The following is a 19,016-nucleotide window of genomic DNA, read 5'->3' as shown; positions in this document are numbered from 1 at the left end:
AGAGCGAAATCATGGTCCATCAGCACATTGCAGAAGCGCGAGAATGGGCGCGGAGGCCGAAGATGATCAACACCCACGAGGTCGAGAACCAGGTGCCGGCGCGCGAGGACGTCGACGAGTACTCGTCGAACGTGCCGCTCGTCGAGGCGGTCGCGCGATGGGGGAGCGGCGGTGCCGAGGCATCCGCTCAGGGGCTCGCAGACGTCGGCGCGCTCGTGGGGTCTGCGGCGTTCCAGCGCGACGCCGAGCGGGCGAACACGCACCCGCCGGTGCTGCACAGCTTCGATCGTTGGGGGCGTCGCGTCGACGAGGTCGAGTACGACGACGCCTATCACCGGGTCATCGGGGCGGCGGTCGCGGCCGGCGCGCACACGAGTGCCGCTGCGGCGCCCGGGCCCGGTGCGAACGTCGATCGGGCGGCGGCGTTCCTGCTCTTCGCGCAGGTCGAGCCCGGGCATGCCTGCCCGGTGTCGATGACGCACGCAGCGGTGCCGACGCTCGAGCTCGCGGCATCCGGCCTGCGAGACGAATGGATGCCTCGGCTGCTGAGCCGTGCCTACGACCCGGTGCTCGGAGGTGCCGGCGGCGCAGGGCCGAAGTCGTCGGCGCTCGTGGGCATGGCGATGACCGAGAAGCAGGGCGGTTCCGATGTGCGGGCCAACACGACGCGCGCCGAGCGGCGCGGCGGGGCCGGCTCGTGGGGCGCCGAGTACGGCCTGACCGGGCACAAGTGGTTCTGCAGCGCGCCGATGAGCGACGCGTTCCTCGTGCTCGCGCAGGCGCAGCACGGACTCAGCTGCTTCTTCGTGCCGCGCGTGCTGCCCGACGGCTCGCGCAACGTGTTCCGCATCCAGCGCCTGAAGGACAAGCTCGGCAACCGGTCGAACGCGTCGAGCGAGATCGAGCTCGACGGCACCTCGGGCTGGCTCATCGGTGAAGAGGGGCGCGGCGTCGCGACGATCGTGCAGATGGTGACGCGCACCCGGCTCGACTGCGTGATCGGCTCTGCGGCGGGCATGCGGCAGTCGGTCGCCGAGGCTGCGTGGCACGTGCGGCATCGCCGCGCGTTCGGTGAGCTGCTCGTCGACCAGCCCGCGATGGCCGCGGTGGTCGCCGACCTGGCGCTCGAGTCGGAGGCGGCGACGCTCACGGCGATGCGCCTCGCGCGTTCGTACGACAGCGATGCGGATGACTCGGAGCAGGCGTTCCGGCGCCTCGCGACCGCCGTCGCGAAGTACTGGGTGTGCAAGCGGGGCGCCGGGCATGCGGCCGAGGCGCTCGAGTGCCTCGGCGGCAACGGCTACACCGAGGCGTTCCCGCTCGCGCGGCGCTACCGGGAGCAACCCCTGCTCGCGATCTGGGAGGGCTCGGGCAACGTCATCGCGCTCGACGTGCTGCGCGTGCTCACTCGCGAACCCGCGGCGTTCGAGGCGTTCTTCGCCGAGGTCGGGTCGGCGGCGGGGGAGTCGCCCGTGTTCGATGATGCGCTCGAAGCGGCGCGATCGCTCGTGCGCGAGCTGTCGGCGACGGATGCCGCGGGCGCCGCGCTCCTCGCACGGGAGCTCACCGAGCGGCTGGCCCTCGTGCTGCAGGGCTCGCTCATGCTGCGGTTCTCGCCCAGCGGGATGGCCGACGCGTTCGTGCGCACCCGCCTCGGCGACGAGGGCGGGCGGCAGTACGGGGTGCTGCCGCGCGGGGCGGATGTCGCGGGGATCCTCGCGCGCGCGTGAGCGCGGGTGACGCGGGGCAGGCCTGTGTCTGTGTCTGTGGCTGTGGATAACCCCGCTCGGCGCTCGAGTGCTCGCCTAGGGTATTCGCCATGTCCCTCTCCCGACCGACGCAGCGATCCCGCCGGAGTGCGGGCGCCGCGCTCGCCGCAGCCGGCGCGATCATGCTGCTGCTGAGCGGGTGCACGGGCAGCGTTCCGGCACCTTCGCCGAGTCCGTCAGCGGATGCCTCGCAGCCGATCTTCGCGTCGGACGAGGAGGCGCTCGCGGCGTTGACGGTCGCCTACGCTTCGTTTCTTGCCGTTTCAGCAGAAGTCACCGCGGATAGCGGGACATCGTCTGAGCGGCTGGAGGCGGTTGCCAGCGGCCCCGCGCTCGAAGACGAGCTTTCTGCGGCCGAACGGTTTGCCGTGGAAGGGCTCCGGACCTCAGGGACAATCGAGTTCGCGGTTGAGGAGCTCCAGTTCGCTGACTATGACGCTCACGGTGCGCTTGTCACTGCGTACGTGTGCGATGACATCAGCGGGCTCGACTTGCTGGATGCCAGCGGAACCTCGTTGGTCGTCGAGGGCAGAATCGTCAAGATCCCGTACACGGTCGTTGTCCAAGGCGACCGTCCCGAGTCTATGAAGGTGACGGAAAGGACGCTGTGGGAACGGGAAAACTTCTGTCTGTAGTTGCCGTTGCCGTTGCCGTCGTTGTGGCCGATGCGATGCCAGCGGCCGCAACATCGAGTTGTTCAAAGGAACAGATCATTTCTGGGACCTGCGGTGCGTCGAGCGTGGTCAACACGGAACTTGGTCAGATCGATCTCATCGGAGTCGGTGAATTCGGTGAGTCGGACTGGCCGTCCACGGCCGTGGAGCCAGACGAGGCGGACACCAGGGCAAGCAATGGCCCGACGGACGAGGCGCAAGAACCCACAATGCCCGAGAACTGCAGTCCGCTGAACGCGGCACTGTGCGCGACAGAGCCGACCCCTCCCGAAGACCCTGCAGCCCCCGCCCCGTCCGTCACCGTCACCCTCCGAGACATCGCCTCATTCATTCCCGCGAAGCCGGGCAACGAGATGGAGCCCGGCGGCTGGGCGGTCGAAGACCTTCCGGCGAACTTCGTGGCCGAGGCATCCGCTCAGGTGGTGTCGGGCACGCTGCTCGGCCGACCCGCTGACGTACGGTTCACACCGGTCGCATTCCGGTGGCGGCACAGCGACGGCGGCGTCGTCGAGAGTGGTGCGCCCGGCGAGACCTGGGCCGCGCTCGGGCAGCGCGAGTTCACGCCGACCGGCACGAGCCACGTCTACGCCGAGTCCGGCGAGTACACCGTCACGCTCGAAGCCGTGCTGCGCGCCGAGTACCGATTCGGTGGCTCGGGTTGGCGCTCGATCGCGGGCACTCTGGCCGTCGCGGGTGATCCGCAGCGCGTGCTCGTCGGTGAATTCGACACGGTGCTCACGAACGGCGACTGCAACGCGAACCCGTCGGGCCCGGGCTGCTGACGGAGATCTCCGTCGCCCGGTGGAGGCGGCGGCGCGCACGGTGGGGTGAGATGGCTTCATGACCGAGACTCCCCAGACCCCGCCGGGTTCGAAGCCGCCGCCTCGGTCCGTCGAGGGGTGGGGCATCGGTCTCGCGCTCGGCATCGCCATCGGAGTGGCCATCGGCCTCGCGTTCGCCCTTGCATTCGGGGCTGCGAAGAAGCCGCCGATCGAGGAACAGCAGAGCGGAGCCCCGACCGCCGAGGACCCGCCCCCACACGCCTGACGCGGGCGCGTCGGTATCGGCGAGCCCACGGACAACCGAGGGGTTGTCAGGGGGATGCTGAGAACGTCGACTCGTACAACTCGCGCAGACCCGGCATGCCGTCGGCAGTGAATGCCGCGCGCTGCCGTGCGGCTCCGGTGCCGTCGCGCAGGAGCCGTGCGACACCGTCGCGAGCGAGTTCGAGGTCTCCCGCCGCCTCGAGCGCGGGCTGCAGCACCCGGATGCAGCGATCCAGCGTCTCCGCGGCCGGCCGAAGCTCGATGAGCACCGGGTCGAGCACTTCGCCGCTCAGACCGAAGTGCGCGGAATGCATGAGCGAGGCGTTGAGGAGTTCCGGGTCGGGTGCCGCCTCGGGAGTGGGCTGCACCGACGCCGAGCGGCCGAGCGAGTCATCGAGCACGCAGCTGACGAGGGCACGGAAGAGCGCGGTGAGCAGCACCGACGACCACGCCTCGAGCTGTGCGTCCGCCACACGAACCTCGATCGTCGGCACGTGCGACGAGAGCCTCGCGTTCCACATGATGATCGCCTGGTCCTGCATGCCGCCGATGCCGATGAGTCGTTCCAGACGACGGTCGTAGTCGGCGCCGTCACGGAACAGGGGCGGGCAGCCGGTCGTGGTCCAGCGTCGCTGGGAGACGTTGCGCCAGCTGTCGAAGCCCGTGTCGTGGCCCCGCCAGATCGGCGAGTTGCCGGTCAACGCCGAGAAGAGGGGCAGCCAGTTGCGCGTGACGTTGAGCGCGCGCACCCCGGCGTCGTGATCGACCACGCCGACGTGCACGTGCAGCCCTTGGATCTGGTGGTCGGCGATGACGCCGCCCATCTCATCGACGATCCTGAGATACCGCGGCAGGTCGGTGACCGTCGGGAACCCGTGCGCATCGGGGGGTGCTCCCACGCTCGCGACGACGACGCCGAGCCGCCGGGCCTCCTCCGCGAGTTCGTGCCGGAAGCCGACGAGCGAGGCGAGCGCCGCCGCACTCGAGGTGAACACCGTGGAGGCGTGCTCGACCTGCGAGGCGAGGAACTCACGATGGGTGATCGGCGCCCAAGCGGGGCGGGCCGAGAGCGTCTCGAACGCACCGGCTGCGACATCCACCGGCTTCATCGTCACGGGGTCGAGGAAGACGAACTCCTCCTCGATGCCGAAGGTCGTTACCGCCGTCATCGCAGTCCCCTCCCGATTGCGACCACTGAGCTCCATGCAGTGCTCGAACTCTCCTCAATCGTGAGAGCGGTGTCAACCCCCCTTCCGGATGGAGGGAACAAGCTGTCGAAATCCGTCACACAGCCTCGACATACTGGTGGGAGCGCGGTTCAGCCTCCCCAGATCGAAGGAGCGATTCCGATGAAGTACCTGATCCAGATCTACAGCAACCCCGAGTCGCGCGCCGTGTGGAACACCTTCACCCCCGAGCAGCAGGCCGAGGGCTACGACTACTACCAGCGCATCAGCGAGGAACTCGCGGCGAGCGGCGAGTTCGTGGCGAGCGAGGCGCTCGCCGACATCTCCCTCGCCAAGCGCGTCACGAGCGGCGACGCCGGCACGGTCGCAAGCGACGGCCCGTTCGCCGAGACGAAGGAGCTGCTCGCCGGCTTCTACCTCGTCGACTGCGAGAGCGAGGCGCGCGCGGTCGAGATCGCCGGGCGCTTCCCCGAGGCGCAGTTCGGACTCGTCGAGGTACGTCCGGTGCTCGAGATGGCGGCGGGCTCCGACGTGTGACGCCCGATGCCTGACGAGGCCGACGCCGTTCGGGCGCTGCGAGCCGCCGCACCGTCGGCGCTCGCAGTGCTCGTGCGGCGCTACGGCGACTTCGCCGCGTGCGAAGACGCCATGCAGGAGGCCCTCATCGCCGCTGCCGGACAGTGGCCGTCGAGCGGAGTGCCCGACAGCCCGCGTGCCTGGCTCGTGCGCGTCGCGTCACGGCGCTACATCGACGAGGTGCGATCGGATGCCGCGCGCCGCCGCCGCGAGTCCCGCGCCGTCGAGCTCGAACCCGAGCCGTCGGTCGTGCCCGCGGTCGACGACACCCTCACCCTCTTCCTGCTCTGCTGCCATCCGGCACTCGGCCGGCCGGCGCAGCTCGCCCTCACGCTGCGAGCCGTCGGCGGCCTCACGACCGCGGAGATCAGTCGCGCACTGCTGCTGCCCGAGCCCACGGTCGCGCAGCGCATCTCACGCGCGAAGGCGCGCATCAGGGCCAGCGGCGAGGGCTTCCGGATGCCACGGGCAACCGAACTCGACAGCCGGCTCGCGGCGCTCCGCCAGGTGCTCTACCTGGTCTTCACCGAGGGGCACACCGCGAGCTCGGGCGACGAACTCGCGCGCGTCGACCTCTCGGCCGAGGCCATTCGGCTCGCCCGGCAGTTGCGGGCGGCCGACAGCGACGCATCGGGCGAGACGACCGGACTCCTCGCCCTGATGCTCCTCACCGACGCCCGCCGGGCCGCGCGGGCCGACGCGGCGGGTGCCCTCGTGCCGCTCGACGAACAGGATCGCTCACGCTGGGACCGGGCCATGATCGACGAGGGCGTCGCGCTCGTGACCGAGGTGCTCGACCGAGCCCCGATCGGCCCCTACCAACTGCAGGCCGCGATCGCCGCCGTGCACGACGAGGCGCCCTCCACCGAGGAGACCGACTGGATCGAGATCCTCGGCCTCTACGACCTGCTCGGGCGGCTCGCACCTGGGCCGATGGTCTCGCTCGGCCGCATCGTCGCGCTCGCCATGGTCGAGGGCCCGCAGGCGGGGCTCGCGGCGCTCGATGCATCCGAATCGGAGGCCGGCGGCGCGCTCGCCGAGCATCATCGCACGTGGGCGGTGCGCGGTCACCTGCTCGAACTGTCGGGGGCGACGGATGCCGCGTCGCTCGCGTTCGCAGAAGCCGCGCGCCGCACGCTGAACGGCCCCGAGCAGCGCTATCTCGCGGTGAAGGCCGAACGGCTGCGCGCCGGGATGGCGTGAGGCCCGTCAGCGCGCGAGCAGGTTGGCGACGACCGACGCGATGCCCGTGAGCACCCAGAGCCCGACGAGCCCGCCCGTCACGATCCACGCGATGCGCTTGTGCTCGTCGTATCCGTCGAGCGCGCGCCCGTCGCGGTCGCGCTGCGAACCGGTGAGCACGAGCACGAGGTCGACGAGCACCCAGACGCCGAACCCGCCGAGCGTCAGGAGCTTCGCGATCGCCGTGCCGAACTTGCCGAGGTAGAAGCGGTCGGCGCCCCAGAACCCGAGCAGCATCGCGAACAACCACGTCGCGATGAAGGTGCGCCCGGTGGTGCGGTAGGGCTCGTAGGAGAACTGCGGGGCGACGGGCACGGCTGTGCCGTATGCGGGCGGCAGCGGCGCCGTCGTCTGCTCCTCGAGCGAGTAGCCCGGAGGGGCGGGCAGTGTGTACGACGGGAACTCCGAAGCGGCGGGCGGAGCCGGGAAGGGCGCCGGCGCGGCGAGCGGAGGCGCCGGGGATGCGGGAGGTGCCGGGGGAGCCGGCTGAGTCATCGCGGCTCCGACGGCCGACGGCAGGGGAGCGGCCGCACGTGCGGGCCGCGCCGTGGTCGACTCGTCGAGGTCGTCGAACGCGGGGGCTGCGGGGGCACCGCCGAACGCGGGGATCGGAGGGCCCGCCGGGGCCGGCGTCGCCGCCGTCGGAGGGACGGTCGGCGCGGGCGGCGCAGCCGGCGCGGGCGTCGCGGCCGCAGCTGCGGGCAGCGGGTTGGGCGCCGCATCGGCGGGCCGCGCGGCCGTGTGCGGAGTCCAGGCGGTGCCGTCCCAGTAGCGCAGCAGCGCGGCATCCGATTCGTCGTCGTACCAGCCGGCTTCAAGCGACACGTTCGCTCCTCTCCTTCTTCTGCAGTCGAACGGCGCGCACCGAGAGCTGCACCGCGGCGATCACGACGAGGGTCGCGAACAGCCATGTCGACACCTCGGGCGACATCAGGTGCGCGAGGGCGACCCCGCCGAACGACGCCGCGGTCGCCGCGATGCCGGCGATGATGCCCGCCCGCAGATCGACCACGCCGCCGCGGGCGTTGGTGACGGTGCCGCTGATCGCAGTGGGGATCATCACGGCGAGCGAGGTGCCCTTGGCGGCGAGGTCGCCCATGCCGAAGAAGAGCATGAACGCGGGCACCATGACGAGGCCCCCGCCGATGCCGAAGAGGCCGGATGCCACGCCGACCACGAGTCCGAGCGTCACCATGCCGATGATCGTCAGCGCGTCGAGCTCGAGGTTCGCCGCGACGCGCTCGGGCACGAAGAGCAGCATGCGCACGGCGACGGCGACGAGGAGTGCGATGAACATCCAGCGCAGCCAGCCGAGGGGAAGTCGGCGCAGCAGCCGTGCGCCGATCCACGAGCCGATGATGCCGCCTGCGGCCACGAACAGGGCGAGGATGACGTCGACCTCGCCGTTCAGGAAGTAGGTGATGGAGCCGACGATCGCCGTCGGCACGATCGCCGCGAGCGAGGTGGCTGAGGCGCGGCGCTGATCCATGCCGGCGAAGGTCACGAACAACGGCACCATGAGGATGCCGCCGCCGACGCCGAACGCGCCCGAGAGCAGTCCGCCGACCGCGCCGATGACGGCGAGGCGCGCCCATCCGGCACGTCGAGCGGTCTCGGCGGAGGAGGAGTCGGCTGAAGTCACCCGCCTACTGTACTGGCGCACCGGGTCGAGAGCGGGGCATGTCGTGCGGCTACGCGGCCCGGTCGACGTGCGCTGCCGCGAGGGCGCCGACCGGCTCGGAGTCCGCGACGGTCACGTCGACGGGGGCGGCGTGCACCGAGGCATCCGCCGGCGAGACGGCGACCTGCTCGACCAGCGCCGCCGCGACGAGACCAGCCTGTCGCACGCCCCGGGCGAAGACGACGATCAGCACGCCGAGCACGGCGCCCGTCGTGTTCATCACGAGGTCGCGCGGATCGGAGATGCGAGTGGGTTCGGGCACCTGCACGAGTTCGATGAAGACGGTGAAGCCGAACCCCGCGAGCATGGCGAGGGGCCACCGGCGACGCGGGGTCAGCAGCGCGGCCAGCACGCCGACGGGCACGAAGATCGCCACGTTGAAGGCGATCTCGGCGATGTACCCGGTCGTCCAGGTGACGGGAGCCGTCCACGCCTCGGGATTCAGGATGCCGCCGTCGACCTGGTTGCCCGCCGTGCGCCACGGGGCCGGACCGATGGTCGCCCACAGTACGACGGCTGCGTACGCAGCAGCGACGAGACCGAGGGGGCGGCGGTTCATGCCCCGATTCTCCACCCATTCGCTGCAAGTGCGCTGGCACCCTGCCGAATTCGCGTCGATCGCCACGAATTCGGTCGAAGGTCTTCCCAGGTCACGATTCGGTCGCGTAGCGTGTGAAGCTGAACGTCACCCGATAGGGTATGTTCACTGATTCCTCCATCAAGCGGGCGCCTGCCCGTGCCTCCACCTGATTGCCCGGAGGCGGACCGATCCGCGTGGCATGACCCGATACGAGACGGCGGATGCCTGAGCGCACTCCCGCCCCTCGCCCCCGCTCCGTCGGCAACCCGCCGCGCGGGGCAGCGATCGACCGTCGATCGCATCGGGCCGCACCAGCAGCCCATAGGACAGAAGGACAGCAGTATGGCAACCGGAACCGTCAAGTGGTTCAACGCCGAAAAGGGCTTCGGCTTCATCGCTCCCGACGACGGCTCGGCCGACGTCTTCGCGCACTTCAGCGCCATCTCGGGCAACGGCTACCGTTCGCTCGAAGAGGGCCAGAAGGTCGAATTCGAGGTCGCACAGGGCCCGAAGGGTCTGCAGGCCGAGAACATCCGCGGCCTCTAGGCCTCGGCAAGCACCACGTGAACGCCCCCGCAGCGCAGGCTGCGGGGGCGTTCGTCATACCCGCGAAAGCGGGTTTCGAGAGTTTCCCAGCGCTTGCACATGAGAAGCGACTAGAGTCGAGTCATCTGCAGTGGGGTTCTCTCCCCACATGACACGACTGGGAAGTCGACGACAGTCGGGACGAAGCAACATCTTTCACGCCGAAGCACTCGGTGCGATGCAGGCGACGAAGCCCCGCACTGATTCCTCCCGCAACTCTCTCATCGCGGCGTCTCGCACGCTGGCCACCACGGCCGCATGCCAGGCTGCCGACTCCGTGCGACTTGCTCGCACCACGAACTTCCGGCGGCGGACGTCGCCGTCGGAACCCTGCACGACCTGAGGTCGTGCACGTCGCAGCCGCTTCGGCGGCTCGGCTTTACAGAAGGAAAAGAATATGGCTACCGGAACCGTCAAGTGGTTCAACGCCGACAAGGGCTTCGGCTTCATCGCTCCTGACGACGGCTCGGCCGACGTCTTCGCGCACTTCAGCGCGATCGCATCGGGCGGCTACCGCTCGCTCGAGGAGAACCAGAAGGTCGAATTCGAGACCGCCCGCGGCCCCAAGGGCCTGCAGGCTGAGAACATCACGGTCATTTCGTAAGTTCTCGCATCCCTTTCGATCGGGTGCCGGTGCGCTGAGCGCGTCGGCACCTGATCCACGAGCGGATGTCGCAGCAGCCGCCTCTTCGTGAGGCAGGCGCCGCGGCATCCGCTCTGTGCATTTCCGGCGCGGTCGACCCGGTCACGGCCGCCGCGGCATCCGGGTGTCTTCAAAGCTTCGTTCCCTAGGGTCGGAGATGTCGAACCCACTCCGATCGATCCCGGTCGGCCCCGAAGAAGGAGCCCCCAATGCAGTGCCCCAGTGACGGAACCGTGCTCGTGATGAGCGAGCGCAGCGGCATCGAGATCGACTACTGCCCCACCTGTCGAGGTGTGTGGCTCGACCGGGGCGAGCTCGACAAGATCGTCGAGCGTGCCGCCCGCGAGTTCGCCGCGCCCGCCGCGAGCGCTCCGGCCGCGCCCGCGCCTCCGGCGCAGCCGCAGCCGCCGGCCTACGGCCAGCCCTCGTACCAGCAGCAGCCCTACGACAACCGCGGGTACGACAACCGTGGCTATGACAACCGCGGCCAGGGCGACCAGGGCAACTACCGCAAGAAGAAGAAGGAGAGCTGGCTCTCCGAGCTCTTCGACTGATCGATCCGCCGTTCGGGAGGATCGCACGATCGGGAGGACGTCTGCTCGCGCAGCGTTCCTCCCGATCGCGTGTCCTCCTCCCGAGCTTCGTGGCTGCTACCTCGCCAGGGCGTTGATGACCCGGCGCGCGACCGAGGCGCTCGACTGCGGGTTCTGACCGGTGACCAGATTGCCGTCGACGACCACGTGATCGCTCCACGAGGCGGCCGAGTCGATGACGGCCCCGGCGTCGCGAAGAGCCGACTCGACCCACCACGGTGTGTTCTCGCCGGTGCCGCCGGTGCGCTCCTCCTCGTCGGTGAAGACCGTGAGGGTGCGGCCGGCGAACGCGTTCGTGCCGTCGGCGAGCTTCGCCGAGAGCAGCGCGGCGGGGCCGTGGCAGAACGGTGCGATGATCGCGCCGCCCGCGTCCGCCGCGATGAGCAACCGGCCGACGTTCGCGTCGAAGGCGAGGTCGGCCATCGGCCCATGGCCGCCTGGCAGCACGATCGCGTCGTAGTCGCCGGCATCGACGTCGGCGACGGGAACGGCTGCCGAGAGGTCGCCGGCGATCGAGTCGAGGTACTCGGCGAGTTCGCGGGCCTGCGCATCGCCGCCGGCCTGCGACGGGTCGAGGCTTCCGCGGTCGACGGTCGGGGTGACTCCACCCGGCGTCGCGATGACGATGGAGTGTCCGGCTGCCACGAGGTCGCGGTGCGCGGTCACGAGCTCTTCGGCCCAGAATCCGGTCGGATGCTGCGAGCCGTCCTTCATCGTGAGCGAGTTCGCGCCGGTGACGATCATGAGGATGTTGCTCATTCGTGATTTCCTTTCGTTGATTGATGCCGGGAGGCTCGGCTCAGGCGACGTTGAAGTCCGCGGGGTGCGGGCCCGTGCGGCCGTCGCGCTCGAGCGCGTCGATCGCGGTCAACTCGTCGGCGGTCAGCTCGAAGCCGAACACGTCGAGGTTCTCGGCGATGCGACTCGGCGTGACCGACTTCGGGATCACGACGCGGCCCTGCTGCAGGTGCCAGCGCAGCACGACCTGCGCGGGCGTCGCGTCGTGGCGTGCTGCGATGTCGATGACGGATGCCTCGCCGAGCACGGCGCCCTGCGCGAGCGGGCTCCACGCCTCGGTGACGATGCCGTGCCGCTCGTTCGCCGCGATCGTGGCGCGATTCTGCAGTGCGGGATGCAGTTCGACCTGGTTGACCGCCGGAACGACCGTCGTCGCGCCGACGAGTCGTTCGAGGTGTTCGGGCTCGAAGTTCGAGACGCCGATCGCGCGCACGCGCCCCTCGGAGTGGAGCCGTTCCAGGGCGCGCCAGGTGTCGAGGTAGAGCCCGCGATCCGGCGTCGGCCAGTGGATCAGCGAGAGGTCGAGCCGCTCGAGCCCGAGCTTGGCGAGACTGTCGTCGAACGCGCGCAGCGTCGAGTCGTAGCCCTGGTCGGCGTTCCAGACCTTGGTCGTGATGAAGAGCTCGTCGCGGGGCACGCTCGAAGCGGCGATGGCGCGGCCGACGCCCGACTCGTTGCCGTAGATCGCGGCGGTGTCGATGCTGCGGTAGCCGGCGTCGAGGGCGGCCGTGACTGCGGCGGTCGTCTCGTCGTCGGGCACCTGGTAGACGCCGAAGCCGAGCTGGGGCATGCGTACGCCGTTGTTGAGGGTGACGGCGGGCACGGTGGTGAGGTCGGTCATGGTCTCGCTTTCAGATGGTGGAGGGTGGTCGAGGGTCAGACGGCGGATGCCGCGGTGGAGGACGTGTCGAGGCGGGTGAGGCCCGAGGCATCCGCTCGGGGGAGTCGTCGCGCGGTGACGGCGGCGACGATCATGACGGCGAGGGCGGCGGCGGTGATGACCGCGCCGACCCAGATCGGCGAGGTGTAGCCGAGGCCGGCCGCGATCGTGAGGCCACCGGTCCAGGCCCCGAGCGCGTTGCCGAGGTTGAAGGCGGCGATGTTCGCCCCGGAGGCGAGGGTCGGGGCGCCGTCGGCGTACCGCATCACGCGGCTCTGCAGGGCGGGCACCGTGCCGAACCCGAAGCCGCCCATGGCCGTCAGGAGCAGGATCGTGGCGACCGGGTTCGGGGCGAGCCAGGCGAAGAGGGCGAGCACGACCAGCAGTGCGGAGATGAAGCCGAGCAGGGTGCCGTCGATCGAGCGGTCGGCGAGGCGTCCGCCGATCCAGTTGCCGACGACGAGGCCGCCGCCGAAGAGCACGAGCAGCCACGGCACGGCGCTCGAGGCGAAACCGCTCACCTCGGTGAGCGTGTAGGCGATGTAGGTGAAGGCGCCGAACATGCCGCCGAAGCCGAGCACCGTCACGGCGAGCGAGAGCCACACCTGGCCGGAGCGGAACGCGGTGAGCTCGCGGCGAAGGCTCGGCGCCGGGCCGTCCGTTCGGAGGCTCGGCACGAGGGTCGCGATGCCGACGAGCGCGACCACGCCGATCGCCGAGATCGCCCAGAAGGTCGAGCGCCAGCCGAACTCCTGGCCCAGGAACGTGCCGAACGGCACCCCGAGCACGTTGGCCGCGGTGAGGCCGGTGAACATGATCGCGATGGCACCGGCGGCCTTCTCGGGCGCGACGAGGCCGGCGGCGACGACCGAGCCGATGCCGAAGAAGGCGCCGTGGCAGAGCGCCGCGATGATGCGGCCGGTCATCATGAGCTCGTAGCTCGGGGCCATCGCAGAGATGGCGTTGCCGGCGATGAAGAGCACGAGCAGGCCCGTGAGCACCGGCTTGCGGGGGAGGCGCGTCGTGGCGGCGGTCAGGCCGAGGGCGCCGACGACCACCGCGAGCGCGTAGCCGGAGATGAGCCAACCGGCTGTGGCCTCGGTGACGCCGAAGTCTGCGGCGACCTCGGGGAGCAGGCCCATGATCACGAACTCGGTGAGCCCGATGCCGAAGCCCCCGATGGCGAGGGCGATGAGTCCGAGGGGCATACGTGGTTCTCCTGTTACACTCGTACGAATAGTTGCAGACGCGCTCTATTGCACGGCAGGGATTAATACTTGCACGCGCAATTAGAAAGCGCAAGCAACTAAATAGACCGAGGAGGAGACATGGGCATCGCCGACGACGCCGTCGAGGTGCGCGCGCAGGGATGGCGCACGCTCGCCGCACTGCACGGACTCATCGAAGCCGAGCTCGAGCGCGCGCTCGCGGCATCCGTCGACCTCTCGGTCGTCGAGTACACGGTGCTCGATGCGCTCAGCCGGCAAGACGGCTGGCACATGCGCATGCAGCAGCTCGCGCGCGCGGCGGCGCTCAGCCCGAGCGCGACGACGCGGCTCGTGAACCGGCTCGAAGACCGGGCGCTGCTCACGCGCATCCTCTGCGCCGACGACCGGCGCGGCATCTACACCGAGCTCACCGCTGCAGGCCGCGCGCTCTACGAGCGGGCGCGTCCGATCCACGACGAGACGCTCGAGCGGGTGCTCGCCGAAGCGGGCGAACAGCCCGAGCTCGCTCCGGTCGTCGAGGCGTTGCACGGAGTGGCGCTGCCGGTCGCTGCAGGCTGAGCCGCAGCCGCCGCAGCCGCCGCAGCCGCCGCAGCCGCCGCAGCCGCCGCAGTTGCCGCAGCAGTCGTTCGCGGCTCGCTCGGACCTACCGGATCAGCTCGCGTTCGCCGAGATGTTCACGAGCCAGGTGACCCCGTAGCGGTCGGCGCACATGCCGAACGCGTCGCCCCAAGGTGCCACCTCGAGCGGCACGATCTCCGAACCGCTCGCGAGCAGCTTGTCCCAGTGGCCGCGGAGCACGGCGTCGTCGTCGCGCCCGCCCGAGAGCGAGATCGAGATCGGCCCGCCGGTGCCGGGGTCGCCCATCGAGCTCGGCGTGTCGGCACCCATCAGCACGATGCCGCCGTCGCCCTCGAGCTGGCCGTGCATGATCTTGTCGGCGTCGGCGGGATCGTCGGCCTGGCCGAACTCGGCGAAGGTGCTCGTCGTGAGTTCGCCGCCGAACACCGAGTGATAGAACTCCAGTGCCTCCTTCGCGTTGCCGGGGAAGTTGAGGTACGGGTTGAGCGTGACCATGGTGCGACCCTTTCGATCTCGACGTGGCTGTCGAGCCGATACTCGTCGCTCGCGCGGCCCATGGCAACCCCCGCAGTGGACGCCTCCACCGCGGGCGCGGACGTTCGATCGGGTCTTGACAGCACCATCCGATCGTCGTACCTTGTAATCAACCAAATGGTTGATCAATGAATGAGTTGGAAACAGGCTGATGATCTTCGACCCGAGCGCAGACGACCGCCTCGACCGCGCCTTCATGGCGCTGGCCGACCCGGTGCGCCGTGGCATCATCGCCCGCCTGAGCCGAGGGCCGGCCACGGTCAACGAGCTCGCCGAGCCGTTCGCGATCACCAAGCAGGCCGTCTCGAAGCACATCCAGGTGCTCGAGCACGCGGGGCTCGTCACGAGAACTCGTGACGCGCAACGCCGTCCCGTGCACCTCGACGCGGCCCAGCTCGAAGCCCTCACCGCGTGGATCGACCGCTACCGGCTGATCCACGAGCAGCAGTTCCGCACGTTGGATGCGCTGCTCGCCGAAGCCCCCGGCCCGGACGCCGGGGCATCCGTCGACCCGGCTGCGCCGATCGCGCAACCGACCGACTCCGCCGAGCCCGGCGCTCCAGCCGGGCACGCCAGAGAAGAGACCTGATCATGACGAACCCCGTCACCATCACCGCCCCCGAAGGCCTGCCCTTCGTCGAGATCGAGCGAGAGTTCGACGCACCCGTCGCCGCCGTCTTCAACGCGCACCGCGACCCCGAGCTCGTCAAGCGCTGGCTCGGCCCCAACGGCTACGAGATGCGCGTCGAGCGCTGGGACTTCGTGCCACAGGGCGGCTACCGCTACCTGCACGTCGACCCCGAGGGCGAGGAGTACGCCTTCAACGGCACCTTCCACTCGGTGCGCGACAACGAGTTCGCGGTGCAGACCTTCGAGTACGAAGGCTTCCCCGACGTCGTCGCCGTCGAGTCGATGTCGTTCGAAGACCTCGGCGGCGGGCGCACGCTGCTCCGCATCCACTCCACCTACCCGAGCCTCGAAGCCCGCGACGGCATGATCCAGAGCAATATGGAGCAGGGCCTCACCGAGGGCTACGCGCGCCTCGACGGGGTGCTCGCCGCCTGACCGAGCGCAGCGTCGACCGACCGGATGCCCCGGGGCGCGCCCCCGCTCGCCACGCGGCGCCCTCAGTCGTCTGCGATCACCGCACTGAACGGAGCACCTCATGGACTGGACACTGGAAGTCGTCATCGTGCCGGTGAGCGACCTCGACCGATCGATCGCGTTCTACCGCGACCAGCTCGGCTTCGCCCTCGACCACGACACCCGCAACGAGCACATGCACATCGCGCAGCTGACGCCCCGCGGCTCGGGCTGCTCGATCGTGATCGGCTCGCTGCCGTCGCAGAACGAGATGGCACCCGGCTCGCTGCACGGCGTGCAGCTCGTCGTCGCCGACGCGGCAGCCGCTCGCGATGAGCTGCTCTCGCGCGGCGTCGAGGCGAGCGAGATCACCGTCTTCGACGAACGCGACGGCGGCACCTTCTTCGGCTTCGCCGACCCCGACGGCAACACCTGGGCCGTGCAGCAGATCAAGGCACGCGGCGAGAAGCCGCTCATCCCGCTCGACGCCCGCCAGCGCTTCGGCGCCGAGCAGGAGGCCTGAGCGGGCGACCGCACTGGTCGACCGGATGCCGCGGGGCGGCCCTCCTTCGAGGGCGGCGCCCCGCGGCATCCGCACACCTGACGCGCACGCGCGATCAGGAGCCCGCAGCGTCCTGCGGGTCAGGCCGGCGCAACCGGCTGTCTGAGGATGGTCTTGAGCTTCTCGGGAACCGTGCGCCGGGGGTCGCCGAGGTACACCTCGTGATGCCGACCGTTGAACCGCAGGCCCTGCTCGGGCATGAACTCGTCGTGCAGACGCGCGAGCGTCGGGCCCTCGTCGTCGTACGAGCCGAGGTGGAGCGTCTGCACCGAGCGGCCCTCTGCGAGTCGTTCGAAGCGCACGAGACCCGCGGCGGATGCCTTCGCCGCAGCCTTCGAGATCGCCTCGGCGACGATCTCGGGGGTGAGCCAGTCGGGCTGCCAGATCATCATGGTCCACGACCAGGCCGACTTCTCGCGGGTGATGAACGTCGCCGGATCGTCGGCGCTCCAGAGCCCCTCGAGCGGTCCGACGACGTAGTCGCGGTCGAGCTCGCGCTTGCTCTGGAACTTGGCGGCGTACGACACGGCGTAGAGCGCCTCGACCGCGGCCGCGTACTCGGGAGCGCGGTTGGGGTCGCCGTGCCCGTCGACCATGCAGTACGCGAGCTCGGGCACCTCGATGAGCTCGAATCGGCCTCGTGGGGCGGTGTAGCAGGCGAGTTCGCGCTTCACGTCGTACTTGTCGGCCATGCACACAGCGTCGCGCGCACCACCGACATGGAGCCGGAGGCGCCGGCGCACGTGCGGCCTCCGCGCGCGCATGACACCATCGGAGACGGACCGTCCGCGACATTCCGCCTCGGCGGGCGTGCCGGCGATCTTCCCCCGACCAGCACTGGAGCATCATGCAGACTCGCACCCTCGGCCGCACCGGCCGCACGGTCTCCGTCATCGGCCTCGGCACCTGGCAGCTCGGCGCCGACTGGGGCGAGGTCGCCGAGGGCGACGCGCTCGCCGTGCTCGACGCGGCGCACGATGCCGGCGTCACCTTCTTCGACACCGCCGACGTCTACGGCGACGGCCGGAGCGAATCGCTCATCGGAGCGTGGCTCCGCGCGAACCCCGGCTCCGGCGTCACGGTCGCCACGAAGCTGGGCCGGCGCCTGCCGCAGGAGCACGCCAACTACTCGGCCGAGCACTTCCACGCCTGGGTCGACCGCTCGCGCGCGAACCTCGGCGTCGACACCCTCGACCTCGTGCAGCTGCACTGCCCGCCCACGTCGGTCTACGGCGACGACCGGGTCTTCGACGCACTCGACGCCCTCGTCGACGACGGCTCGATCGCCGCCTACGGCGTGAGCGTCGAGCGGGTCGACGAGGCGCTGACCGCCATCGCACGGCCGAACGTCGCTACGGTGCAGATCATCCTGAACGCGTTCCGGCTGAAGCCGCTCGACCAGGTGCTGCCCGCCGCCGTCGCGGCAGGGGTCGGCATCATCGCCCGGGTGCCGCTCGCGAGCGGCCTGCTCTCGGGCCGCTACACGAGCGAGACGATCTTCGCCGCGAACGACCACCGCAGTTTCAACCGTCACGGCGAGGCGTTCGATGTGGGCGAGACCTTCTCGGGCGTCGACTACGAGACGGGCGTGCGCGCGGCATCCGAGTTCACCGCGCTGGCCCGCGAGGCGGCGCCGGCCGCCTCGCCCGCCCAGGTCGCCCTCGCGTGGATCGCCGCGCAGCCGGGTGTGAGCTCGGTGATTCCGGGTGCGCGATCACCGCAGCAGGCGCGGGCGAACGCCGAGGCCGGGTCGCTGCGCCTGCCGCCGTCGTTCGACGAAGCGGTGCGCGAGCTCTACGACCGCGAGATCCGCGCGACGGTGCACGAGCGCTGGTAGCCGGTCGCCCGCTCCGCGACACCCGGCGGGAATCGGCGGAAATGCCCCCATTTCAGGGCACAACGTCGATACGCTGCACAGGTGTGGTGTTAGCGGGGGGCTGACAGTGACGATTCCGGGGGCATGTCGCGGCGACGATTCGTCGTGCCGTGCGCACGACCCCGGAGTCGCTGCGAACCTCCTTCGACCCGTCGAACCGACGGGCAGATCCGAACACTCGGTCCGTACGAAGGAAGGAATCGAATGATCACCAAACGAGTCATGACGTTCGGGCGCAGCGGGGCCGCCGCGGTGCATCTCGAGGGCGGCACAGGCAGGCACCGGGCCGACCGGATGCTCGGTCTCGCGCTCGCCGGCCTGATCGTGGTCACGATCGGCATCGCCGGCCAGGCGCAGAGCGCCGAGGCGGCGGCCGATCTCACTCGGGCGAAGGAGGCCGCGATCGCCGAGGTCGGTGGTCAGGTCGGCATCGGTGCGGCCGGTGTCGACGTCTCGGGCATCCGGGATGCCGCGCTCGCGCACTCGGCGACCGAAGCGCTGCGCGGTGCGCTCGCCGCCCACGGCGAGGCGGTCGCGGCGCAGCAGGCCGCGGCAGCCGCGGCGGCCGCGCAGCTCGCGGCAGAGGCGGCGGCGGCCGAGGAAGCCGCCCGGGCGGCAGCCGAGGCCGAGCAGGTCGCCGACGAGGGCGATGACTGGTCGGGGGGATCGGATGCCGCGGCATCCGATTCGAGCGAGGCGACCGAGGAGGCCCCGGCGGCTGCTCCCGCAGCGGACCCGTACACCTCCGAGTACTACCCGGGCCTGCCGCCCGCACCGCGCGACGAGGATTGCGGTCCCTGCACCGGCAAGGAGATGGTGCCGGTGTACTACAACGGCTCGTACGTGTGGGGCTGCGACGCCTGAGCGGAACGGATCGGTGCGGCGGGCGCTCGGGAGAC

24 protein-coding genes are annotated in these 19,016 nt (G+C 70.3%); 15 read left to right on the top strand and 9 right to left on the bottom strand.

The window, feature by feature from the left end:
- The first annotated feature begins 62 nt into the window (after positions 1–62).
- The 4 genes from BJY17_RS09430 (at position 63) to BJY17_RS09415 (ending at position 3,490) form a co-directional block, all read left to right on the top strand.
- On the top strand, positions 63–1,730 hold the full coding sequence (locus BJY17_RS09430) for an acyl-CoA dehydrogenase family protein (protein ID WP_218889875.1): 1,668 nt from the start codon (positions 63–65) through the stop codon (positions 1,728–1,730).
- Between the two features lie 89 nt (positions 1,731–1,819).
- Entirely contained in the window at positions 1,820–2,404 is a 585-nt protein-coding gene (locus BJY17_RS09425) for a hypothetical protein (protein ID WP_179551118.1), read from the top strand.
- 248 nt (positions 2,405–2,652) lie between these two features.
- Positions 2,653–3,225, top strand: a complete 573-nt coding sequence (locus BJY17_RS09420) for a PKD domain-containing protein (protein ID WP_179551117.1) — start codon at positions 2,653–2,655, stop codon at positions 3,223–3,225.
- A gap of 58 nt (positions 3,226–3,283) precedes the next feature.
- Positions 3,284–3,490, top strand: coding sequence for a hypothetical protein (locus BJY17_RS09415; protein ID WP_179551116.1), 207 nt, complete (start codon positions 3,284–3,286; stop codon positions 3,488–3,490).
- Between the two features lie 46 nt (positions 3,491–3,536).
- On the opposite strand, the gene BJY17_RS09410 is transcribed toward BJY17_RS09415, so the two are convergent.
- Positions 3,537–4,658, bottom strand: coding sequence for a carboxylate-amine ligase (locus BJY17_RS09410; RefSeq protein WP_179551115.1), 1,122 nt, complete (start codon positions 4,656–4,658; stop codon positions 3,537–3,539).
- A gap of 180 nt (positions 4,659–4,838) precedes the next feature.
- On the opposite strand from BJY17_RS09410, the gene BJY17_RS09405 reads away from it, so the two are divergent.
- Complete coding sequence (locus BJY17_RS09405; protein ID WP_179551114.1) at positions 4,839–5,213, top strand: YciI family protein; 375 nt, start codon at positions 4,839–4,841, stop codon at positions 5,211–5,213.
- Between the two features lie 6 nt (positions 5,214–5,219).
- Entirely contained in the window at positions 5,220–6,455 is a 1,236-nt protein-coding gene (locus BJY17_RS09400; protein ID WP_179551113.1) for an RNA polymerase sigma factor, read from the top strand.
- A 6-nt stretch (positions 6,456–6,461) separates the two neighbouring features.
- Here BJY17_RS09400 and BJY17_RS18935 read toward each other — a convergent pair whose 3' ends face one another.
- From BJY17_RS18935 to BJY17_RS09385, 3 genes are read right to left on the bottom strand one after another with little or no spacing between them, the layout of a single operon-like run.
- Positions 6,462–7,319, bottom strand: a complete 858-nt coding sequence (locus BJY17_RS18935; RefSeq protein ID WP_179551112.1) for an NINE protein — start codon at positions 7,317–7,319, stop codon at positions 6,462–6,464.
- Complete coding sequence (locus BJY17_RS18930; RefSeq protein WP_322789794.1) at positions 7,309–8,136, bottom strand: sulfite exporter TauE/SafE family protein; 828 nt, start codon at positions 8,134–8,136, stop codon at positions 7,309–7,311. The genes BJY17_RS18935 and BJY17_RS18930 overlap by 11 nt, the downstream gene beginning before the upstream one ends.
- Positions 8,137–8,185: 49 nt before the next feature.
- On the bottom strand, positions 8,186–8,734 hold the full coding sequence (locus BJY17_RS09385; protein WP_179551111.1) for a VanZ family protein: 549 nt from the start codon (positions 8,732–8,734) through the stop codon (positions 8,186–8,188).
- Between the two features lie 363 nt (positions 8,735–9,097).
- On the opposite strand from BJY17_RS09385, the gene BJY17_RS09380 reads away from it, so the two are divergent.
- The 3 genes from BJY17_RS09380 (at position 9,098) to BJY17_RS09370 (ending at position 10,537) form a co-directional block, all read left to right on the top strand.
- On the top strand, positions 9,098–9,301 hold the full coding sequence (locus tag BJY17_RS09380) for a cold-shock protein (protein ID WP_022893782.1): 204 nt from the start codon (positions 9,098–9,100) through the stop codon (positions 9,299–9,301).
- 436 nt (positions 9,302–9,737) lie between these two features.
- Positions 9,738–9,944, top strand: coding sequence for a cold-shock protein (locus BJY17_RS09375; RefSeq protein ID WP_022893778.1), 207 nt, complete (start codon positions 9,738–9,740; stop codon positions 9,942–9,944).
- Between the two features lie 248 nt (positions 9,945–10,192).
- Positions 10,193–10,537, top strand: coding sequence for a TFIIB-type zinc ribbon-containing protein (locus tag BJY17_RS09370; RefSeq protein ID WP_179551110.1), 345 nt, complete (start codon positions 10,193–10,195; stop codon positions 10,535–10,537).
- A gap of 96 nt (positions 10,538–10,633) precedes the next feature.
- Here the strand turns inward: BJY17_RS09370 and BJY17_RS09365 are convergent, their stop codons facing one another.
- From BJY17_RS09365 to BJY17_RS09355, 3 genes are read right to left on the bottom strand one after another with little or no spacing between them, the layout of a single operon-like run.
- Entirely contained in the window at positions 10,634–11,335 is a 702-nt protein-coding gene (locus BJY17_RS09365) for a type 1 glutamine amidotransferase domain-containing protein (RefSeq protein ID WP_179551109.1), read from the bottom strand.
- 40 nt (positions 11,336–11,375) lie between these two features.
- On the bottom strand, positions 11,376–12,215 hold the full coding sequence (locus BJY17_RS09360) for an aldo/keto reductase (RefSeq protein WP_179551108.1): 840 nt from the start codon (positions 12,213–12,215) through the stop codon (positions 11,376–11,378).
- 35 nt (positions 12,216–12,250) lie between these two features.
- Entirely contained in the window at positions 12,251–13,462 is a 1,212-nt protein-coding gene (locus BJY17_RS09355; RefSeq protein ID WP_179551107.1) for an MFS transporter, read from the bottom strand.
- A gap of 120 nt (positions 13,463–13,582) precedes the next feature.
- Between BJY17_RS09355 and BJY17_RS09350 the strand changes: the two genes are divergently transcribed.
- Complete coding sequence (locus BJY17_RS09350; RefSeq protein WP_179551106.1) at positions 13,583–14,041, top strand: MarR family winged helix-turn-helix transcriptional regulator; 459 nt, start codon at positions 13,583–13,585, stop codon at positions 14,039–14,041.
- Positions 14,042–14,134: 93 nt separating this feature from the next.
- On the opposite strand, the gene BJY17_RS09345 is transcribed toward BJY17_RS09350, so the two are convergent.
- A complete protein-coding gene (locus tag BJY17_RS09345; RefSeq protein WP_179551105.1) occupies positions 14,135–14,557 on the bottom strand; it encodes a VOC family protein in 423 nt (140 codons plus the stop codon).
- 190 nt (positions 14,558–14,747) lie between these two features.
- Between BJY17_RS09345 and BJY17_RS09340 the strand changes: the two genes are divergently transcribed.
- The 3 genes from BJY17_RS09340 (at position 14,748) to BJY17_RS09330 (ending at position 16,202) form a co-directional block, all read left to right on the top strand.
- Positions 14,748–15,185: an ArsR/SmtB family transcription factor gene (locus BJY17_RS09340; protein WP_179551104.1), complete on the top strand. Its 438-nt coding sequence runs from the start codon at positions 14,748–14,750 to the stop codon at positions 15,183–15,185.
- Positions 15,186–15,187: 2 nt separating this feature from the next.
- The gene (locus BJY17_RS09335; RefSeq protein WP_179551103.1) at positions 15,188–15,661 is read left to right on the top strand and encodes an SRPBCC family protein; all 474 of its coding nucleotides are present in this window, start codon (positions 15,188–15,190) and stop codon (positions 15,659–15,661) included.
- A 100-nt stretch (positions 15,662–15,761) separates the two neighbouring features.
- Positions 15,762–16,202, top strand: a complete 441-nt coding sequence (locus tag BJY17_RS09330; RefSeq protein ID WP_179551102.1) for a VOC family protein — start codon at positions 15,762–15,764, stop codon at positions 16,200–16,202.
- A gap of 119 nt (positions 16,203–16,321) precedes the next feature.
- Here BJY17_RS09330 and BJY17_RS09325 read toward each other — a convergent pair whose 3' ends face one another.
- Positions 16,322–16,933, bottom strand: a complete 612-nt coding sequence (locus BJY17_RS09325) for a GyrI-like domain-containing protein (RefSeq protein WP_179551101.1) — start codon at positions 16,931–16,933, stop codon at positions 16,322–16,324.
- 155 nt (positions 16,934–17,088) lie between these two features.
- Here BJY17_RS09325 and BJY17_RS09320 point away from each other — a divergent pair, with 155 nt between their 5' ends.
- Both BJY17_RS09320 and BJY17_RS09315 read left to right on the top strand, forming a co-directional pair.
- Positions 17,089–18,078 (top strand): aldo/keto reductase, encoded by a 990-nt coding sequence (locus BJY17_RS09320; protein ID WP_179551100.1) that lies wholly within the window; start codon positions 17,089–17,091, stop codon positions 18,076–18,078.
- 243 nt (positions 18,079–18,321) lie between these two features.
- Positions 18,322–18,981 carry a hypothetical protein gene (locus BJY17_RS09315; RefSeq protein ID WP_179551099.1) on the top strand — a complete coding sequence of 220 codons (660 nt, stop codon included), beginning with the start codon at positions 18,322–18,324 and terminating at the stop codon, positions 18,979–18,981.
- Positions 18,982–19,016 lie beyond the last annotated feature (35 nt).

It is taken from the genome of Agromyces hippuratus, from assembly GCF_013410355.1.
In the GTDB taxonomy this organism is placed as follows: domain Bacteria; phylum Actinomycetota; class Actinomycetes; order Actinomycetales; family Microbacteriaceae; genus Agromyces; species Agromyces hippuratus.
The sequence above is the reverse complement of the archived record's forward strand: the minus strand, read 5'-3'. Positions and strand labels throughout refer to the sequence as shown.

Excerpts from the sequence above, each read along its gene's own strand:
- BJY17_RS09430 (WP_218889875.1), top strand. The coding sequence starts at position 63 with ATGATCAACACCCACGAGGTCGAGAACCAGGTGCCGGCGCGCGAGGAC.
- BJY17_RS09425 (WP_179551118.1), top strand. The coding sequence starts at position 1,820 with ATGTCCCTCTCCCGACCGACGCAGCGATCCCGCCGGAGTGCGGGCGCC.
- BJY17_RS09420 (WP_179551117.1), top strand. The coding sequence starts at position 2,653 with ATGCCCGAGAACTGCAGTCCGCTGAACGCGGCACTGTGCGCGACAGAG.
- BJY17_RS09415 (WP_179551116.1), top strand. The coding sequence starts at position 3,284 with ATGACCGAGACTCCCCAGACCCCGCCGGGTTCGAAGCCGCCGCCTCGG.
- BJY17_RS09410 (WP_179551115.1), bottom strand. The coding sequence starts at position 4,658 with ATGACGGCGGTAACGACCTTCGGCATCGAGGAGGAGTTCGTCTTCCTC.
- BJY17_RS09405 (WP_179551114.1), top strand. The coding sequence starts at position 4,839 with ATGAAGTACCTGATCCAGATCTACAGCAACCCCGAGTCGCGCGCCGTG.
- BJY17_RS09400 (WP_179551113.1), top strand. The coding sequence starts at position 5,220 with ATGCCTGACGAGGCCGACGCCGTTCGGGCGCTGCGAGCCGCCGCACCG.
- BJY17_RS09385 (WP_179551111.1), bottom strand. The coding sequence starts at position 8,734 with ATGAACCGCCGCCCCCTCGGTCTCGTCGCTGCTGCGTACGCAGCCGTC.
- BJY17_RS09380 (WP_022893782.1), top strand. The coding sequence starts at position 9,098 with ATGGCAACCGGAACCGTCAAGTGGTTCAACGCCGAAAAGGGCTTCGGC.
- BJY17_RS09375 (WP_022893778.1), top strand. The coding sequence starts at position 9,738 with ATGGCTACCGGAACCGTCAAGTGGTTCAACGCCGACAAGGGCTTCGGC.
- BJY17_RS09370 (WP_179551110.1), top strand. The coding sequence starts at position 10,193 with ATGCAGTGCCCCAGTGACGGAACCGTGCTCGTGATGAGCGAGCGCAGC.
- BJY17_RS09365 (WP_179551109.1), bottom strand. The coding sequence starts at position 11,335 with ATGAGCAACATCCTCATGATCGTCACCGGCGCGAACTCGCTCACGATG.
- BJY17_RS09360 (WP_179551108.1), bottom strand. The coding sequence starts at position 12,215 with ATGACCGACCTCACCACCGTGCCCGCCGTCACCCTCAACAACGGCGTA.
- BJY17_RS09355 (WP_179551107.1), bottom strand. The coding sequence starts at position 13,462 with ATGCCCCTCGGACTCATCGCCCTCGCCATCGGGGGCTTCGGCATCGGG.
- BJY17_RS09350 (WP_179551106.1), top strand. The coding sequence starts at position 13,583 with ATGGGCATCGCCGACGACGCCGTCGAGGTGCGCGCGCAGGGATGGCGC.
- BJY17_RS09345 (WP_179551105.1), bottom strand. The coding sequence starts at position 14,557 with ATGGTCACGCTCAACCCGTACCTCAACTTCCCCGGCAACGCGAAGGAG.
- BJY17_RS09340 (WP_179551104.1), top strand. The coding sequence starts at position 14,748 with ATGATCTTCGACCCGAGCGCAGACGACCGCCTCGACCGCGCCTTCATG.
- BJY17_RS09335 (WP_179551103.1), top strand. The coding sequence starts at position 15,188 with ATGACGAACCCCGTCACCATCACCGCCCCCGAAGGCCTGCCCTTCGTC.
- BJY17_RS09330 (WP_179551102.1), top strand. The coding sequence starts at position 15,762 with ATGGACTGGACACTGGAAGTCGTCATCGTGCCGGTGAGCGACCTCGAC.
- BJY17_RS09325 (WP_179551101.1), bottom strand. The coding sequence starts at position 16,933 with ATGGCCGACAAGTACGACGTGAAGCGCGAACTCGCCTGCTACACCGCC.
- BJY17_RS09320 (WP_179551100.1), top strand. The coding sequence starts at position 17,089 with ATGCAGACTCGCACCCTCGGCCGCACCGGCCGCACGGTCTCCGTCATC.
- BJY17_RS09315 (WP_179551099.1), top strand. The coding sequence starts at position 18,322 with ATGATCACCAAACGAGTCATGACGTTCGGGCGCAGCGGGGCCGCCGCG.